The following is a 17,663-nucleotide window of genomic DNA, read 5'->3' on the forward strand; positions in this document are numbered from 1 at the left end:
TAGTAATATTCGAGTGCTTTTCTCAGGGAAGAGACTTTGTTTATATAAAGGTATTTATAAGTGGAAAATGAGATGTGAAATAAGAGATAGCGGCGATCATAGCTACTATTTCTTATTTTGTTAATAACTCTCATACTAATTATAAATTTTTTAGTTTATGGAACAAATTTGTTTCGGTGATTGTCTATTATGTGTACGTATAAAGAGGTATTAAGAATTTGAAAGGAATGATGATTTTGAAAAACAAGAGGATGCTAAAAATAGGAATATGCGTTGGTATATTAGGTATAAGTCTTACAAGCTTAGAAGTTTTTAAAGGAGAGACATTGCAAGTTGAAGCGAAAGAAAAGACTGGAAAAGTGAAACATAAAAATCAGGCGACGCATAAAGAGTTCTCTCAACTTGAGAAGAAATTTGATGCACAATTAGGTGTATATGCGATTGATACTGGTACAAATGAAACCATTGCTTATCGACCTAACGAAAGATTTGCCTTTGCATCAACTTACAAAGCTTTAGCGGCAGGAGTATTGCTACAGCAAAACTCAATTGATACATTAAATGAAGTTATCAAATTTACGAAAGAAGACTTAGTGGATTATTCACCTATTACAGAGAAACATATAGATACTGGAATGACGCTAGGAGAAATTGCAGAGGCTGCAGTTCGTTATAGTGATAATACTGCAGGAAACATTTTATTTCATAAAATAGGCGGACCGAAAGGGTATGAAAAAGCGCTTAGACAGATGGGGGATCGGGTTACTATGTCTGATCGCTTTGAAACAGAATTAAACGAAGCTATTCCAGGAGACATTCGTGATACTAGTACAGCGAAAGCAATTGCTACGAATCTTAAAGATTTTACGGTCGGAAATGCGCTACCAGATGATAAACGTAAAGTACTTACAGATTGGATGAAAGGGAATGCAACTGGAGACAAGCTTATTCGTGCGGGCGTACCAACTGACTGGGTAGTTGGAGATAAATCAGGAGCTGGAAGTTACGGGACAAGAAATGATATTGCTATCGTTTGGCCACCAAATAGAGCACCAATTATTATCGCAATTTTATCTAGTAAAGATGAGAAAGAAGCTATCTATGATAATCAACTAATTAAAGAGGCGGCTGAAGTTGTAATTGATGCTATTAAATAATAATCTCTTAGTTATTTCAGTTCTTTACCATATGTTATTGGATGTATAAAATTAGAAAACGATTCTTTTTCGTATGAAAAGAATCGTTTTTGTATTTTTATTATTAAGAGGATAAAGGTAAAATAAATATATATGACGTATTCGATATGAAATTTCATGTACTGTACTATATTCAATAAAAACCAAAATGTATCATATAATTCTGTTAACATAAAATAAGTGTTTTATAAAAATAAAAGGAGAGAATATGAAGAGAAATATTAATAGAATCATATTGTTTATTGGCATATTAGTAGCTTTTATTACTTTTTTATATTTACAGAACAATTTAATAGGTATAACTGAGGTTAAAATAACCTCTAGTAAAATACCCTCCTCTTTTAAAGGGTATAAAATTCTACAAATTTCAGACTTACATAATAAACAATTTGGCAATAAGCAAGGTGTGTTAATTCAAAAAATTGAAAGCATAGACCCAGATATTATTGCGATTACGGGTGATTTAATTGACAGTAAATCATACGATGCAGAAGTTAGTATGCAATTAATACGAGAAATTGTAAAGGAGTATCCTGTATATTTTGTGACAGGAAACCATGAACAATGGTCTGGAAAGTATAACCGTTTAGAAAAAGAGTTGAAGAAATATGATGTCAATGTTTTAAGGAATGAACATGTAGGCATTCGAAAGGGTGAGCAAGAAATAAATTTGCTAGGTATTGATGATCCGGAGTTTGTAACTGGAAACCGTGATGAAGGAAATATTGTAAAAGATGCAATTTTAAAAGCGAAATTTGAAATGCCTCCAAATACATTTGATGTATTACTATCCCATAGGCCTGAATTTTTGACAGAATACGCTGATGAGCAACTAGATTTAGTATTATCGGGTCATGCTCATGGAGGGCAAGTTAGATTGCCATTTATTGGCGGGTTAGTTGCTCCGAATCAAGGGGTATTCCCTACATATACAGCTGGTTTATATGAAGAACAAAATACGTCTATGGTAGTAAGTAGAGGATTAGGTAATAGTATCATTCCGCAAAGAATTTTTAATAGGCCAGAACTTGTAGTCGTGCAGCTAAATTAAGCTGTACGATTTTTTTATACAAAAATGAGTAAAGGGGCTTTCTGTATTTTGCAGGAGTAAACATTACAATTTTGTTAAAAATTTTCTACGTTACATAAAGTAACAAAATTTGACCCGAAGAGTTTGTTATAGTGTAAATAATCAAAAAACTTAAAAATTAGTCGAGTGAAAAATGTGATAAGTAACTCATGTGAAAAAACTTAAAGGGGTGTACACATGCATAAAGAATATGAAATTGAAGAATATACGGCGATTGAGGAACAAATACATTATTATTGTAAATGTTTATTAGTAAGTCATCCTGATCAAATAATTAAGTATTTAGAAAAAAGGTTAGAAAAATACGCAGAAACATTACAATATGCCCATTTATATCCTGATACAGTTATATTACCGTTACAGCAGTTAGTTATCGAGTATTCTTTAGATGTTGCTAGAATTAGAAAATATATGAATTTAAAAACGTAAAATAAAATATATAATTTAAATGAAACAGAGTCGGCTTTAGGAAATGAAATTCTAATGTTGACTCTGTTTCATTGTTTAATATTGTGGATTGAAAATATATACTAATCAATGAAGTTTGACATATAATTACGCAAGAGTAAAATAAAAGTAAGTACTCACTCATTTTTGAAAAGGGGGAAGAAAACGTGCAGCAACCTGCAATTATTTTACGAACCGTGTCAAAAAGTTTTGGAAAAAAAGAAGTTTTACACAATCTTTCATTACAAGTTGAAAAAGCAGAGATATTTGGTTTAGTTGGGCCTTCTGGTTCAGGGAAAACGACACTTATTAAATTGATTGCTGGTATTAATGAGCCGACTAAAGGTGAGGTGCTTGTTTACAACACGAACATGCCTAATTTAAATGAGATGAAAAGAATTGGTTATATGGCTCAGGCTGATGCATTATACGAAGAATTATCAGCATATGAAAATGCAGATTTTATGGCAACAATGTATGGATTAAAGGGAAAGCATAAAAAAGAAAGAATTGAAGAGGTTTTTGATCTTGTTCAATTATCACAACATATGAAAAAGCAAGTACAGCATTTTTCGGGAGGTATGAAGAAGCGTTTATCATTAGCGATAGCACTCATTCATGAGCCTGAAATATTAATTTTAGATGAGCCAACAGTGGGGATAGATCCACTTCTTAGAAAAACGATTTGGGAAAAATTTTATGATTTGAAAAAGAAAGGAACTACCATTATTGTAACAACACACATTATGGATGAAGCTGAGTTTTGTGAGCGTCTAGGGTTGATTAGAGAAGGAAAGCTAGTTGCGACTGGAGAGCCTGAAGAATTGAAAAAGCTGGTATCATCAGGACGGATTGAAGATGTCTTTTTGTTGGAAGAGGTGGCCCTATCATGAGAGTTACTGGTGTAATTATTCGTATTATTCGCCAATTTTTTCGAGATAAGCGTTCGTTAGCCATGATGTTTGGAGCACCTATGTTATTACTTTGGTTATTATCGCTAGTGTTTACACAAAAAGACTATGTACCGCATATCGCAGTTGTTGATATGCCGGTTCAGGTAGTAAAAGTGATGAAAAATCAGGAAGCGTCAATTTATGAATATAGTAAAGAAAAGGCAATGTCTGAGCTAGAAAATCAAAAGGTAGATGCAGTAATTCGTTTAGAAAATGGAAAAATGAATATTGTATTAGAAGGTAGTGATTCGTCAAAAAATCGTGCTGTACTTCAAATATTACAAAAAAGTACAGAGAAGAACGATGTATCGATAATGAAACCTGAAGTGAATTATTTACATGGCTCTAAAGACTTTACAATGTTTGATGGGCTTGGTCCTGTATTGATCGGTTTCTTTACATTTTTCTTTGTATTTATTTTATCAGGGGTGTCTTTCGTAAGAGAACGTTTAAGCGGTACGTTAGAAAGGTTATTATCGACTCCAATTAAAAGATGGGAAATAGTTGTAGGATATATTATTGGTTTTGGAATCTTTGCATTTATACAATCCATTATAATCGTAAGTTTTTCAGTTTATATTTTAGATTTGTATGTAGCTGGCTCTATATGGCTAACCCTACTTATTACATGTATGCTTTCTTTAACGGCACTAACTTTAGGGACGTTTTTATCAGCATACGCAAATAATGAATTTCAAATGATTCAGTTTATACCGCTTGTCATTGTGCCGCAAATATTCTTTTCTGGTTTGTTTCCAATTGAATCGATGAATAAGTGGCTCCAAATGTTAGGGAAATTATTTCCGCTCACATACGGCGCTGACGCAATGAGACAAGTGATGATTCGAAATCAAGGATTTACAGAGATTGCATTAGATTTAACTGTTTTACTATTTTTCTCAGTATTATTTGCAGTAGGGAATGTGTTTGCATTAAAGAAACATCGAAAAATATAATGATGATACAAAGGGGTATTATAGATGACGAAGGATTGGCTGGAAGAATTAATTGCCGCAACAAATACAGACAAACGAAATGAACGTCAAATGCGTATATTAGAGGCGGCTGTTGATATGTTTGGAGAAAAAGGCTATGCTTCAACTTCAACAAGTGAAATTGCAAAACGGGCTGGTGTAGCGGAAGGAACAATCTTCCGCTACTATAAAACGAAAAAAGATTTATTGCTAGCAGTTGTCATGCCGACATTAACGAAGTTTGCTGCACCATTTTTCGTGCAAGCATTCGCAAAGGAAATATTTGAATCGGAGTATGAATCATATGAAGGGCTTCTAAGAGTTGTTATTCATAATAGGTTTGAATTTGCAAAAAAGCATTTTCCAATGATAAAAATATTAATTCAAGAAGTGCCATTTCAGCCGGAACTGAAAAATGAAATACAGCAGTTAGTTGAAACAGAATTACTTTCACATTTTAAAAAGTTGATTGAAAAGTTTCAAGAAAAAGGGGAAATTATTGAAATGCCCCCAGTTACTGTTTTACGACTTACTTTATCAGCTGTATTAGGTTTATTATTAACACGATTTTTATTATTGCCAGAAGAAAAATGGAATGATGAAGCGGAAATTGAAAATACGATTCAATTCATATTGTACGGATTAACGCCACGAATTTAATCGCAGGCAAAAATGTGTGGCAGTGTGAAGTACATATTTTCCATTAAAAAAATAATAAATCGCCTTTAAAAAGGCGATTTATATCCATTATATATTTTTGATAAATAAGTACTGGTTTACTAAAAATGTTCTAAATTAACGTGTTTCTTTGTCTCTTCTTCTAAGGCCTAATAATCCTGCTAGTCCTAATAAACCGAGCCAAGCCCAATTATTATTTCTATCACGATTATCATTTAAATCATTTGTTGTATTTACATTTCGAGTTCTTACATCATTATTAACTCTATCTAAGTTATTGTCATTAACTCGAGTTGAAATATCAGTGTTATTAACTCTATTCATATTAGTTCCATCGTATTCAGCTTGTGCAGATGTACCTAAAAACATAATAGATAGTGCTAAAACACTTAAAATAGATGATAAATTTTTCTTCATAACGCTCCCTCCTTTCTTACATATTAATTTCTCCAGAGCATGTGTGTATTAATCGTTTCACAGTTTCTAAACCGTCATTATAAAGGACACATTTATAGAAAATAGAGTTGAATGATTGCTAATATATTATTGGCTATATATGTATCATAAAATTAAATGAATCAAACTTTGCTTAAAATGTTAATCTTAGTACAATTTATATTATACGGACTAGCATTAAGGAGGTAATGAAATGCGACAATTTGCAAAACCTACAATCGTTGTAAGTAAATGTTTAGAGTTTGATGCTTGTCGTTATAATGGAGAGATGATTCCGGATGTAACAATACGAAATTTGCAGCCATTTGTTACATTTATACCTGTTTGTCCAGAAGTCGAGATTGGATTGGGGACTCCTCGTGAAACGATACGCATTGTAGAAGAAAAAGGGGTTAATAAACTTATGCAACCGTCTACAAGAGAAGACCTCACTGGAAAAATGGAGCAATTTTCAAATAAATTTTTACAAACGATATCAGATGTGGATGGTTTTATTTTAAAAAATCGTTCACCAAGTTGTGGTACGCGTGATGTGAAAATTTATTCTGGTTTTGAAAAAGCACCAGCAAAAGGAAAGGGACCTGGTTTATTTGGCGGAGCAGTAATAAAAAATTTTTCGCATCTTCCAATTGAAGAAGAAGGTAGATTGTCGAATTTTATTATTAGAGAACATTTCCTTACAAGGTTATTTACAATCGCATATTACAAGATGATGAAACGGAATAAAAATATGAAAGACCTCGTATCGTTTCAGTCGGATAATAAATATTTATTTATGGCATATAATCAGGTAAAACAAAAGGAATTAGGGCGTATTATTGCAAATCACAAAAATGAAAAGATTGAAGTTGTATTTGAAAATTATGAGAAGACTTTATATGAATTATTTATGCGCACACCCCGCTATACATCGAATGTAAATGTATGTGAGCATATTTTTGGATACTTTAAAACAAAGCTGAAAAAACAAGAAAAAGATCATTTTTTAGATTTGATACAAAAATATAAAGAAAAGAAAATTCCGCTTAGTAGCTTACTTGCAATTTTAAAATCATGGGCTCTTCGATTTGATGAAAAGTATTTATTAAGACAAACATATTTCGAACCATATCCTGAAGCTTTAGTAGAGATTTCAGATTCAGGTAAAGGTAGAGATTATTAAACAAAAAAATACATAATTCGACAATAAAACTCCTATGTTGTTGTAGAACAATGTAGGAATTTTTTTGTGCATTAGTACAGAATCTGTTTTAAAATTAAATTATGACAGAATTATAACAATTATCTAACTAATATTCTTGTCTTTTCATTCGTAATGTTTGTAGTAGAAACTCGCACGCTGTCGAAACTCAATATTCGATAAGGGGTGTGTAGCGGAATGGAATTTACTCTAACTCGCGAAAAACAAATGATTAAAGAAATGGTACGTGACTTTGCTGAAAAGGAAATCGCACCGAAAGCTGTATATTATGACAAAACTGCAGAATTTCCATATGAAACATTTCAAAAAATGGGCGAACTAGGATTATTAGGTATCCCATTCCCAGAAGAGTATGGAGGTTCAGGTGGCGATACTGTATCGTACGCGTTAGCAGTTGAAGAAATTGGTCGTGCTTGTGGTGGAACAGGATTAAGTTACGCTGCAACAATTTCATTAGGTGCTTCTCCAATTTATTATTTCGGTACAGAAGAACAAAAACAGAAATATTTAGTTCCAATGGCATCAGGCAAAACGTTAGGTGCTTTCGGACTAACTGAGCCGAATGCTGGATCTGATGCAGGCGGTACACAAACGAAAGCTATATTAGATGGAGACGAGTATGTTATTAGTGGTGAGAAGTGTTGGATTACAAATGCAGAGTATGCAAACACAATTATTGTAACCGCTGTCAACGGTGTTGAAGAGAATGGTAGAAAACGTATTTCTGCATTTATCGTACCGACTACTAGTGAAGGGTTAACGATTTCAAGCCCTTACGATAAGATGGGCGTACGTGCTTCTAATACATGTGAAATCGTACTTGATGGTGTACGTGTACCGAAAGAAAATATACTTGGTGATGTAAATAAAGGGTTTAAACAATTCTTATATACACTTGATGGAGGACGTATTTCAATCGCAGCATTAGCTGTTGGTATTGCGCAATCTGCATTTGAACGTGCACTGCAATATGCGAAAGAACGTCAACAATTTGGAAAGTCAATTTCTAATTTCCAAGCGATTCAATTTAAATTAGCTGATATGGCGACTGAAGTAGAGCTAGCGCGTAATTTAGTACATAAAGCAGCTTGGTTAAAAGATAACGATAAACCTTTCGGTAAAGAAGCGGCTATGGCAAAACTTTTCGCATCTGAGGCTGCTAGTCGTATTGCCAATCAAGCGGTACAAATTCACGGTGGATACGGCTATATGCGTGAATATGAAGTAGAACGACATATTCGTGATGCAAAACTATTAGAAATTGGTGAAGGAACTTCTGAAATTCAACGTCTTGTAATTGCTAGACATTTAGGATGTAGATAAAAAGGAGGAATCACTATGTTTCAAAAAATATTAATTGCTAATCGCGGGGAAATCGCAGTTCGTATTATGAAAACTTGTCAAAAACTTGGCATTCGCACTGTTGCTATTTATTCTGAGGCAGATGAAAATGCCTTGCATGTAAAAATGGCAAATGAAGCTTACTTAGTAGGTGGGCCGCGTGTCCAAGAAAGCTATTTAAACCTTGAAAAAATTATTGAAATAGCTAAGAAGACAAATGCTGAAGCAATCCATCCGGGGTATGGATTATTATCTGAGAATCCATCTTTTCCGGTTCGTTGTAAAGAAGAAGGAATCGTATTTATCGGTCCATCAGAAGAAATCATTACGAAGATGGGAAGTAAAATCGAATCACGTATTGCGATGCAAGCTGCAGATGTCCCAGTAGTTCCAGGTATTACTACAAATATTGAAACTGCTGAAGAAGCAATTGAAATTGCTAAACAAATTGGTTACCCATTAATGTTGAAGGCATCCGCAGGCGGCGGAGGCATTGGAATGCAGTTGATGGAAACTGAGCAAACGCTCACCAAAGCATTTGAAAGCAACAAAACAAGAGCACAAAACTTCTTCGGTAACGGAGAAATGTATTTAGAGCGCTATATTGCAGATGCACATCATATTGAAATTCAGCTTTTAGCAGATACACATGGTAACACAGTGTATTTATGGGAGCGTGAATGTTCAGTACAGCGCCGAAATCAGAAAGTAATTGAAGAAGCACCTTCACCATTTTTAGATGAAGGTACACGAAAAGCGATGGGTGAAGTTGCTGTACAAGCTGCTAAAGCACTTGGTTATACAAATGCAGGTACAGTGGAGTTTCTTGTAGATGATCAGAAAAACTTCTATTTCTTAGAGATGAATACGAGATTACAAGTAGAGCATCCAGTTACAGAAGAAATTACTGGTTTAGATCTTGTAGAACAACAACTTCTAATTGCATATGGTGAAAAATTATCGTTTACACAAGATGATGTAAAACGTAGTGGTCATGCCATCGAGGCACGTATTTATGCAGAAGATCCGAAAACTTTCTTCCCATCACCTGGGAAAATTACAGATTTAACGCTTCCAACAAATGTACGTATTGATCACTTTTTGGAGAATCAAGTAACGATTACACCTTTCTATGATCCAATGATTGCGAAAGTCATTGCTCATGGTGAAACGCGTGAAGAAGCAATTTCCAAATTACACGATGCATTAGAAGAATTAAAAGTAGAAGGTATTAAAACGAACACGCCAATGCTACTTCAAGTATTAGAGGACGAAGTGTTTAAAGAGGGCATTTATACAACAAGTTTTGTAACGAAACAACTTGTTAAAAAATAAGATTTAACAATACTAAGGGGGAAAAAATGATGACGAAAGTATATGCATCGATGGCAGGAAACGTTTGGAAGATTGTTGTAGGAGTAGGGGATACAGTAGAGGAAGAACAGGATGTCGTCATTTTGGAATCTATGAAAATGGAAATTCCAATCGTTTCAGAGGAAGCTGGCACAGTTATGAAAATTAATGTGCAAGAAGGCGATTTTGTAAATGAAGGAGATGTATTACTAGAAATTGAATAGGGAGATATAGGGGGAAGCGAATTGAAACTACCTAATTTTGCTGTCATTAAAGAAGTCGGGCCACGTGATGGCTTACAAAATGAAAAAAAGATTGTTGGCACAAAAGATAAAGTAAAATGGATTCAACTACTTACAGAGGCTGGATTATCGTACGTTGAAGTTTCCTCATTCGTTCACCCTAAATGGGTCCCTGCATTAGCAGATGCAAATGATGTGTTTTCTGAGCTGAAAAGGGATCCAAATGTTACATATGCAGCGCTTGTTCCAAATCAAAATGGTTTGGAGCGAGCTTTTTTGCAAAATGTAGATGAGGTGAATGTTTTTTTATCAGCAAGTGAATCTCATAATAAAAGTAATATTAATAAATCCATTAAAGAAGCATTAGTTGTAATTGAAGATATAACAAAACAGGCGTTATTTGAAGGTAAAAAGGTAAGAGGCTATGTTTCTACTGTATTTGGATGTCCTTATGAAGGGGATATAAGCGTCATAGCAGTTGACGAATTATGTGATCAACTATTTTCATACGGCATTTATGAAGTGTCTCTTGGTGACACAATCGGAGTAGCGAATCCGTTACAAGTAGAGCGAGTATTAGAGCATTTATTAAAGAAATATGATGCTTCGCAGTTTGCAATGCACTTCCATAATACGTACGGAATGGCTCTTGCGAATGTAGTAAAGTCTTTAGAATACGGTATTACAACATTTGATAGTTCTTGTGGTGGTCTTGGCGGCTGTCCATATGCACCCGGAGCATCAGGCAATGTTGCAACTGATGACTTAGTTCATATGCTCCATAAGTTAGGGGTCCAAACGAATATTGATGAAGAGAAGTTATTGAGAGCGAGTCAATTTATTCAAAGTAAATTAAATATCCAATTACCGAGTCATGTGTATAGAGCGCTTCAACATAAAACGATAAGTAGGTGAGAAGATGCTACAATTACAAAATATTTCAGTTGATTATGTAACACCGCACGTTGTAAAGATTTCATTAAATCGTGAAAGACAAGCAAACTCATTATCTTTAGCGTTATTAGAAGAGTTACAAAACATATTAACTCAAATAAATGAAGAGGCAAATACTCGTGTAGTTATTCTAACAGGTGCTGGTGAAAAAGCGTTTTGTGCTGGTGCTGATTTAAAAGAACGCGCTGGTATGAATGAAGAACAAGTTCGCCATGCTGTTAGTATGATTCGTACTACTATGGAAATGGTTGAACAATTACCACAGCCAGTTATTGCTGCTATAAATGGCATCGCACTTGGTGGTGGTACGGAATTAAGTTTAGCTTGTGATTTTAGAATTGCGGCTGAATCTGCAAGTCTTGGTCTTACTGAAACTACACTTGCAATTATACCAGGAGCGGGTGGTACGCAGCGATTGCCAAGATTAATTGGTGTTGGTAGAGCGAAAGAATTAATTTATACAGGAAGACGTATTTCAGCAAAAGAAGCGAAAGAATATGGTCTAGTAGAATTTGTTGTACCAGCTCATTTACTTGAAGAAAAAGCAATTGAAATAGCAGAGAAAATTGCTAGTAATGGCCCTATTGCTGTTCGATTAGCGAAAGAAGCAATTTCAAACGGTATTCAAGTTGATTTACATACCGGATTACAAATGGAAAAACAAGCGTATGAAGGTGTAATCCATACGAAAGATAGATTAGAAGGATTACAGGCATTCAAGGAAAAACGCACACCAATGTATAAGGGGGAGTAAATATGTTAGATCAAAAACAACAATCGAATACATTTGAAGAACGAGTTGAAACGATTAAACAAGGCGGCGCACCAAAATATCATGAACAAAACAAAGCGAAAGGTAAACTATTCGTTCGAGATCGCTTAGCTCTTTTATTTGATAATGGTGAATATGTAGAAGATGCATTATTTGCAAATTGTGAACAAACAGGGTTACCCGCTGATGGTGTTATAACAGCAACGGGTAAAATACATGGTCGTACAGCATGCGTAATGGCGAATGATTCAACAGTAAAGGCTGGATCATGGGGTGCACGTACAGTCGAAAAGATTTTACGTATTCAAGAAACGGCAGAAAAATTACGTGTTCCGTTATTTTATTTAGTTGACTCTGCTGGAGCACGTATTACTGATCAAGTTGAAATGTTCCCAGGGCGCCGCGGTGCAGGAAGAATCTTCTATAATCAAGTGAAATTATCAGGTAAAGTTCCTCAAGTATGCTTGTTATTTGGACCTTCTGCAGCTGGTGGTGCTTATATTCCAGCCTTTTGTGACGTTGTAATGATGGTTGAGGGAAATGCATCTATGTATTTAGGATCTCCTCGTATGGCTGAGATGGTTATCGGTGAGAAGGTAACGTTAGAAGAGATGGGCGGAGCTCGTATGCATTGCTCTGTATCAGGATGCGGAGATGTTTTATGTAAGACAGAAGAAGATGCAATTACACAAGCAAGACAATACATTTCATATTTTCCAAACAACTACTTAGAAAAGACTCCATTAGTTACACCTCAAGAACCGAAACAATTCGATAAAACGTTAGAAGAAATCATTCCAGAAAATCAAAATGCTCCTTTCAATATGAAAGATCTTATTAATAGAGTTATTGATGAAGGTTCTTTCTATGAAGTGAAAAAATTATTTGCTCAAGAACTCATTACAGGTTTAGCACGTATTGATGGTAAGCCAGTTGGTATTATTGCAAATCAACCGCGTATGAAAGGCGGCGTATTATTCCACGATTCAGCTGATAAAGCAGCGAAATTTATTAATTTATGCGATGCATATCATATTCCGTTACTATTCCTTGCAGATGTACCTGGATTTATGATTGGTACAAAAGTAGAACGTGCTGGTATTATTCGTCACGGTGCAAAAATGATTTCCGCAATGAGTGAAGCAACTGTACCGAAAATTTCTATCGTTGTTCGTAAAGCATATGGTGCTGGTTTATATGCGATGGCAGGTCCAGCTTTTGAACCAGATTGCTGCCTAGCATTACCAACAGCTTCTATTGCGGTAATGGGTCCAGAAGCCGCGGTCAATGCTGTATATGCAAATAAGATTGCAGCTTTACCTGAAGAAGAGCGTGATAGCTTCATTGCTGAAAAACGCGAAGAGTATAAGAAAGATATTGATATTTACCATTTAGCATCAGAGATGGTCATTGATGGTATTGTTCATCCGAACAATTTAAGAGAAGAGTTAAAAGGACGATTCGAAATGTATATGAGTAAATATCAAGTGTTTACGGATCGTAAACATCCTGTTTATCCAGTTTAAAAGCCCTATTTAGGGCTTTCTTGCTCAAAAAGTCAAGGAGGGGAAAACATTGAAACAAGCAGTTTGGTTTCCAACAGAAGAGTATAAAGAAAAAACGCGTTTATATGGTTGGATGAAATCATTGGGCTATGAAGATTATGAAACGTTTTATAATAAGTCAATCGAAGAAACAGCTTGGTTTTGGGGAGAAGCTGAGAAAGCAGTTGGCTATCAATGGATGAAACCTTATACAGAAGTGCTAGATTTAGAAAATGGTACGCCATTTGCACAGTGGTATAATGGCGGAACATGTAATGTTGTAGAATCGGTTTTATCACGCTGGCTTGCAGATGATGAAACGAGGACACAACCAGCACTTCAGTATGAAGGGGAAAATGGAACTTCAAAATCATTTACATATGAGGAGCTTGATAGCTGGGTAAGTCGCGTTGCAAACGGTTTGAAACATGCGGGTATTGAAAAAGGTGATCGTGTCACAATTTATATGCCGATGATTCCAGAAACCGTTGTTGCGATGCTAGCGGTTATGAAGATCGGAGCAATTATTTCACCAATATTCTCAGGATTTGCATCTGATGCAGTCATGACACGTGTACAAGCGGCAGGGTCTAAAATGATTATTACTGCAGATGGTTTTTCACGCCGAGGTAAAATTGTTTCATTAAAAGATGAAGTAGATAAAGCTTGTGAGCATTGTCCAACTGTTGAAAAAGTTGTTATCGTGCGTCATGCAGGAAATGATTTTACACCGCATAATTATGATTTCTCATGGAGTACGTTAGAAAAAGAAAAACCATTTGTACATGCTGAAGAAATGCATAGTGATGATCCATTAATGCTCATTTATACATCAGGTACTACTGGAAAACCGAAAGGGACAGTACACACTCATGCTGGATTTCCTTTAAAAGCAGCTTTTGATGCGGGATTTGGAATGAATATCAAACAAGGTGACCGCGTATTATGGGTAACTGATATGGGATGGATGATGGGACCATTTTTATTATTTGGCTCTCTCATTAATGGAGCAACGATGGTTATGTATGAAGGTGTTCCGGACTTTCCAGAAGCAGATCGTTTATGGGAGACAGTTGATAAATATGAAATTACACATCTCGGTATATCACCAACATTAATTCGTGCGTTAATGGCAAAAGGTGATAAGTATGTAAATAAACATTCACTCAAGAGCTTAGAAGTATTTGCTTCAACAGGTGAGCCTTGGAATCCAGATCCTTGGATGTGGCTATTTGAAACAGTTGGAAAAAGTAATGTACCAATTTGTAACTATTCAGGCGGGACTGAAATTTCTGGTGGGATTTTCGGGAACGTCCTTATTAAACCAATTGCACCGATTAGCTTTAACGCTTCTTTACCAGGAATGGCAGCGGTTGTGCTCGATGATCAAGGCAATCCGATTCGTGATGAAGTTGGAGAATTATGTTTAGAGAAACCTTGGGTTGGTATGACGAAAAGTTTCTGGGAAGACGATGAGCGTTATGTGAACACATATTGGTCACGTTTTGAAAATAAATGGGTTCATGGTGACTGGGTTGTTTACGATGGTGAGCAATATATTATTACAGGACGCTCGGATGATACGTTAAACATTGCTGGGAAACGTATTGGACCTGCTGAATATGAATCAATTCTTGTAAAGCATAATGATGTCATAGAAGCTGCCGCGATTGGTGTACCAGATGATGTAAAAGGTGAAGTTTGTCATTGTTTTGTAGTATTAAGAGATAATGTAACATTTACTGAAGAATTAAAGAAAGAATTAATGAGTTTAGTAAACTCTCATATTGGAAAAGCATTATGTCCAAAAGATATTCACGTTGTAGAAGATTTACCGAAAACACGTAATTCTAAAGTAATGCGACGCGTCATTAAAGCCGCTTATTTAGGAAAAGAATTAGGCGATTTATCATCACTTGTAAATCCTGAGGTAGTTCCGTTTATTCAGGGATTGCAGTCTAGTAAATTATAAAATTAAAGCATGTATAAGGTGAACTGACCTCTAATTGTTAGAGGTCAGTTTTTATATATACAGGATAATTTAGTACATGTGTTTGTTTTTTCCTTTCTATGTTTTTGCCTCGTACACTTTAAAGTTAGTGGACATACTATATTAATAGAAATGATTAGGGGGTGAGATTTTGGGTTCTCGATTTAATAATTGTAAAAAGAAGTGTACATGTAAACAGGATGATTGTTGGGATGTTTTCGAAGAGTGTAAAAAAGAACATGAAGAGCAAAATAAAAAATGCGATTGTTGCTGTGTACAAGGAATTAGAGATGAGCTGAGAAAGTTAGTAAACAGATCAGTGCGCATTACAACAGGAACTAATAATTATGCAGGAACTGTTTCTTCTGTCACTTGTGATGTTGTAAAGCTTGCTAATAGTGCTGGGGTAGTTACAGTAATTATTTCAGTTTGTAAAATTGAAGCAATTGAACCATTGCTAACATAAGAAACATGGCATAACTGAGCTATGTTTTTGTAAAGCCATTCTTATGAATGGCTTTATTTTCATTTCGTATAAAAGGAGAATATATTCTATATATAGAAATAAGTTTGAGGATATATAGAATGGTGTATGAAAGGAGAATGAAGTTGATTAAATTAGAACCTTTTAAACAATTCGATTTCAAACAATTAATAAACTGGATTGATTCCGAGGATTTTTTAATACAATGGTCGGGAAATGCATTTACATATCCTTTAAATGAACAGCAATTAGAAAAATATATAGAAAGTGAAAATACACTTGCATTCAAAGTAATAGATGAAGAGACTCAAGAAGTAGTTGGTCATATTTCACTTGGGCAAATAGACAATATAAATAAATCTGCAAGGATTGGTAAAGTACTAGTTGGTGATACGAAAATGAGAGGACGTTCTATGGGGAAGCATATGATGAAAGCAGTACTTCATATTGCATTTGAAGAATTAAAACTACATAGAGTAACGCTTGGTGTCTATGATTTTAATACGTCAGCCATTTCATGTTACGAAAAAATAGGATTTGTAAAAGAAGGCTTATTAAGAGAGTCGAAAAAAGTAGGCGAAACGTATTGGAATTTATGGGAAATGAGTATATTAGAATATGAATGGAGAGCTAAAAAATAATTATTTACTATAATTATGTTATGTTAATTAAAAGGGGGTTGGGGAAAAATTATGAATAAAAAGACGAAAATCATTACAATTGCAGCTGTTTCAGGAGGAGGAAAAACTACTGTTACAGAAAGATTAACTCATAAATTAATGAATTCAAAAGCTCTATATTTTGATACATATAACTTTGATAACTGTCCTGCTGATATTTGTAAATGGATTGATGATGGAGCAAATTATGATGAATGGGTACTTACACCATTAATTAAGGATATACAGCATCTTATACGAGATAGTAATGTAGATTATATTATTGTAGATTATCCTTTTGCATACCTGAATGGTGAAATGCGACAATTCATTGATGTAACCATATTTATCGATACACCTTTAGATATTGCGATGGCTAGAAGAATTTTGCGAGATTTTAAAGAAGATGCAATGAGTGAAATACATAATGATTTAAAGCATTATATAACATATGCTAGAAAAGCCTATTTGGAGGCGCTTCATACTGTAAAGCCAAATTCAGATATTGTTTTGGATGGAGCTTTATCTATAGATGAAATAATTAATCAAATTGAAGAAGAACTTTATCGGAGAGAAGTGATCGTCCATGGTTAAATGTATAGAGGAATATGTACAAGTTGATGATTTTAAAATGTATTCAAAAGTATTTCAAGGAAAGAAGTTGCAGCCAGTTATTATAATGGAGGCAGGTTATGGCGATTATTCAAAGACATGGGACCATATTGCTGAAGAGTTGACTGAATTTGGGACTGTACTTACATATGATCGAGCTGGATTAGGGAAAAGTGGGAATAGTTCCAAACGACGTATTAGTTCTGAAATGATAAAAGACTTAAGAAGTTGCTTAGAGAAATTGCAACTGAAACCACCTTATATTTTTGTAGGACATTCTTTTGGTGGTATAAATGCACGTTTATTTGCGACTTTTTATTCCGAAGATATGTTGGGAATTGTTTTGGTTGATTCGACACCAGAAAATTATAAAAAAGATTTTTTACTAATCATGTCTCCAGAATTTCAAGAAGCTTACTATAAACAATTTGTACATGAAAGTTCTTATAAAGAGTTTATGTTTAGTTTAGGTGAAGCAGATAAACATTGTCAGTCAATGAGAAATATTCCACTTGTCGTGTTAGCTGCTGGTAAAAAAGCCTATTATTCGCAAGAAGCACAAATGAAGTGGTTACAATTGCAAGAAGAATTATTACGCTTATCAAACAATCATAAATTTATAATTGCAGAACAAAGTGGTCACTATATTCAAAAAGACGAGCCACATTATATTATAGATGCTGTTAAATGGATAATTGAGGTAGGGGAGGGATAAAT

At 34.6% G+C, this 17,663-nt stretch carries 19 protein-coding genes; 18 read left to right on the top strand and 1 reads right to left on the bottom strand.

Translation table 11 applies throughout. The annotated features are described in order from the left end of the window. Positions 1 to 209: 209 nt before the first annotated feature. From bla to RTP99_RS05515, 6 genes are all read left to right on the top strand, one after another. Entirely contained in the window at positions 210 to 1,157 is a 948-nt protein-coding gene (gene bla / locus RTP99_RS05490; protein WP_373696335.1) for a class A beta-lactamase Bla1, read from the top strand. Between the two features lie 247 nt (positions 1,158 to 1,404). Continuing rightward, positions 1,405 to 2,247 carry a metallophosphoesterase gene (locus RTP99_RS05495; protein ID WP_000827829.1) on the top strand — a complete coding sequence of 281 codons (843 nt, stop codon included), beginning with the start codon at positions 1,405 to 1,407 and terminating at the stop codon, positions 2,245 to 2,247. 216 nt (positions 2,248 to 2,463) lie between these two features. Next, a complete protein-coding gene (locus RTP99_RS05500; protein ID WP_000548621.1) occupies positions 2,464 to 2,715 on the top strand; it encodes a hypothetical protein in 252 nt (83 codons plus the stop codon). A 185-nt stretch (positions 2,716 to 2,900) separates the two neighbouring features. Then, positions 2,901 to 3,626, top strand: coding sequence for an ABC transporter ATP-binding protein (locus RTP99_RS05505; RefSeq protein WP_001186989.1), 726 nt, complete (start codon positions 2,901 to 2,903; stop codon positions 3,624 to 3,626). Beyond that, positions 3,623 to 4,642 (top strand): ABC transporter permease, encoded by a 1,020-nt coding sequence (locus RTP99_RS05510; protein ID WP_001266750.1) that lies wholly within the window; start codon positions 3,623 to 3,625, stop codon positions 4,640 to 4,642. Before RTP99_RS05505 ends, RTP99_RS05510 begins: the two co-directional genes overlap by 4 nt. A 24-nt stretch (positions 4,643 to 4,666) precedes the next feature. Further along, positions 4,667 to 5,320 (top strand): TetR/AcrR family transcriptional regulator, encoded by a 654-nt coding sequence (locus RTP99_RS05515; RefSeq protein WP_000159205.1) that lies wholly within the window; start codon positions 4,667 to 4,669, stop codon positions 5,318 to 5,320. Between the two features lie 135 nt (positions 5,321 to 5,455). On the opposite strand, the gene RTP99_RS05520 is transcribed toward RTP99_RS05515, so the two are convergent. After that, the gene (locus RTP99_RS05520) at positions 5,456 to 5,755 is read right to left on the bottom strand and encodes a WGxxGxxG family protein (RefSeq protein WP_000739916.1); all 300 of its coding nucleotides are present in this window, start codon (positions 5,753 to 5,755) and stop codon (positions 5,456 to 5,458) included. A gap of 232 nt (positions 5,756 to 5,987) precedes the next feature. Here RTP99_RS05520 and RTP99_RS05525 point away from each other — a divergent pair, with 232 nt between their 5' ends. From RTP99_RS05525 to RTP99_RS05580, 12 genes are all read left to right on the top strand, one after another. Then, positions 5,988 to 6,956, top strand: a complete 969-nt coding sequence (locus RTP99_RS05525; RefSeq protein WP_001248629.1) for a YbgA family protein — start codon at positions 5,988 to 5,990, stop codon at positions 6,954 to 6,956. A 216-nt stretch (positions 6,957 to 7,172) separates the two neighbouring features. Further along, positions 7,173 to 8,318, top strand: coding sequence for an acyl-CoA dehydrogenase (locus tag RTP99_RS05530; protein ID WP_000397274.1), 1,146 nt, complete (start codon positions 7,173 to 7,175; stop codon positions 8,316 to 8,318). Between the two features lie 15 nt (positions 8,319 to 8,333). Next, positions 8,334 to 9,671 carry an acetyl-CoA carboxylase biotin carboxylase subunit gene (locus tag RTP99_RS05535; RefSeq protein ID WP_000486747.1) on the top strand — a complete coding sequence of 446 codons (1,338 nt, stop codon included), beginning with the start codon at positions 8,334 to 8,336 and terminating at the stop codon, positions 9,669 to 9,671. A gap of 26 nt (positions 9,672 to 9,697) precedes the next feature. Beyond that, a complete protein-coding gene (locus RTP99_RS05540; RefSeq protein WP_001985297.1) occupies positions 9,698 to 9,913 on the top strand; it encodes an acetyl-CoA carboxylase biotin carboxyl carrier protein subunit in 216 nt (71 codons plus the stop codon). 21 nt (positions 9,914 to 9,934) lie between these two features. Then, positions 9,935 to 10,846: a hydroxymethylglutaryl-CoA lyase gene (gene mvaB / locus RTP99_RS05545; RefSeq protein ID WP_000775434.1), complete on the top strand. Its 912-nt coding sequence runs from the start codon at positions 9,935 to 9,937 to the stop codon at positions 10,844 to 10,846. Positions 10,847 to 10,850: 4 nt separating this feature from the next. Continuing rightward, a complete protein-coding gene (locus RTP99_RS05550; protein ID WP_000939803.1) occupies positions 10,851 to 11,639 on the top strand; it encodes an enoyl-CoA hydratase in 789 nt (262 codons plus the stop codon). A gap of 2 nt (positions 11,640 to 11,641) precedes the next feature. Next, positions 11,642 to 13,183: an acyl-CoA carboxylase subunit beta gene (locus RTP99_RS05555; RefSeq protein WP_000886752.1), complete on the top strand. Its 1,542-nt coding sequence runs from the start codon at positions 11,642 to 11,644 to the stop codon at positions 13,181 to 13,183. Positions 13,184 to 13,232: 49 nt separating this feature from the next. After that, positions 13,233 to 15,173, top strand: coding sequence for an AMP-binding protein (locus RTP99_RS05560; protein WP_000806485.1), 1,941 nt, complete (start codon positions 13,233 to 13,235; stop codon positions 15,171 to 15,173). Positions 15,174 to 15,342: 169 nt separating this feature from the next. Further along, complete coding sequence (gene exsK, locus RTP99_RS05565) at positions 15,343 to 15,657, top strand: exosporium protein ExsK (protein ID WP_000535567.1); 315 nt, start codon at positions 15,343 to 15,345, stop codon at positions 15,655 to 15,657. Between the two features lie 119 nt (positions 15,658 to 15,776). Continuing rightward, positions 15,777 to 16,316 carry a GNAT family N-acetyltransferase gene (locus RTP99_RS05570; protein ID WP_041184667.1) on the top strand — a complete coding sequence of 180 codons (540 nt, stop codon included), beginning with the start codon at positions 15,777 to 15,779 and terminating at the stop codon, positions 16,314 to 16,316. Between the two features lie 51 nt (positions 16,317 to 16,367). Then, positions 16,368 to 16,928, top strand: a complete 561-nt coding sequence (locus RTP99_RS05575; RefSeq protein ID WP_001036640.1) for a nucleoside/nucleotide kinase family protein — start codon at positions 16,368 to 16,370, stop codon at positions 16,926 to 16,928. Then, entirely contained in the window at positions 16,921 to 17,661 is a 741-nt protein-coding gene (locus RTP99_RS05580) for an alpha/beta fold hydrolase (protein ID WP_000237658.1), read from the top strand. The genes RTP99_RS05575 and RTP99_RS05580 overlap by 8 nt, the downstream gene beginning before the upstream one ends. The last annotated feature ends 2 nt before the right edge of the window (positions 17,662 to 17,663 follow it).

The sequence above is a fragment of the Bacillus sp. (in: firmicutes) genome (assembly GCF_031983925.1).
Taxonomy (GTDB): Bacteria; Bacillota; Bacilli; order Bacillales; family Bacillaceae_G; genus Bacillus_A; species Bacillus_A pacificus.

Coding starts and splice junctions, on each gene's coding strand:
- RTP99_RS05525 (WP_001248629.1), top strand. CDS start 5,988: ATGCGACAATTTGCAAAACCTACAATCGTTGTAAGTAAATGTTTAGAG.
- RTP99_RS05510 (WP_001266750.1), top strand. CDS start 3,623: ATGAGAGTTACTGGTGTAATTATTCGTATTATTCGCCAATTTTTTCGA.
- RTP99_RS05495 (WP_000827829.1), top strand. CDS start 1,405: ATGAAGAGAAATATTAATAGAATCATATTGTTTATTGGCATATTAGTA.
- RTP99_RS05500 (WP_000548621.1), top strand. CDS start 2,464: ATGCATAAAGAATATGAAATTGAAGAATATACGGCGATTGAGGAACAA.
- RTP99_RS05580 (WP_000237658.1), top strand. CDS start 16,921: ATGGTTAAATGTATAGAGGAATATGTACAAGTTGATGATTTTAAAATG.
- RTP99_RS05575 (WP_001036640.1), top strand. CDS start 16,368: ATGAATAAAAAGACGAAAATCATTACAATTGCAGCTGTTTCAGGAGGA.
- RTP99_RS05520 (WP_000739916.1), bottom strand. CDS start 5,755: ATGAAGAAAAATTTATCATCTATTTTAAGTGTTTTAGCACTATCTATT.
- RTP99_RS05570 (WP_041184667.1), top strand. CDS start 15,777: ATGGTGTATGAAAGGAGAATGAAGTTGATTAAATTAGAACCTTTTAAA.
- RTP99_RS05535 (WP_000486747.1), top strand. CDS start 8,334: ATGTTTCAAAAAATATTAATTGCTAATCGCGGGGAAATCGCAGTTCGT.
- RTP99_RS05550 (WP_000939803.1), top strand. CDS start 10,851: ATGCTACAATTACAAAATATTTCAGTTGATTATGTAACACCGCACGTT.
- RTP99_RS05515 (WP_000159205.1), top strand. CDS start 4,667: ATGACGAAGGATTGGCTGGAAGAATTAATTGCCGCAACAAATACAGAC.
- RTP99_RS05555 (WP_000886752.1), top strand. CDS start 11,642: ATGTTAGATCAAAAACAACAATCGAATACATTTGAAGAACGAGTTGAA.
- RTP99_RS05530 (WP_000397274.1), top strand. CDS start 7,173: ATGGAATTTACTCTAACTCGCGAAAAACAAATGATTAAAGAAATGGTA.
- RTP99_RS05540 (WP_001985297.1), top strand. CDS start 9,698: ATGATGACGAAAGTATATGCATCGATGGCAGGAAACGTTTGGAAGATT.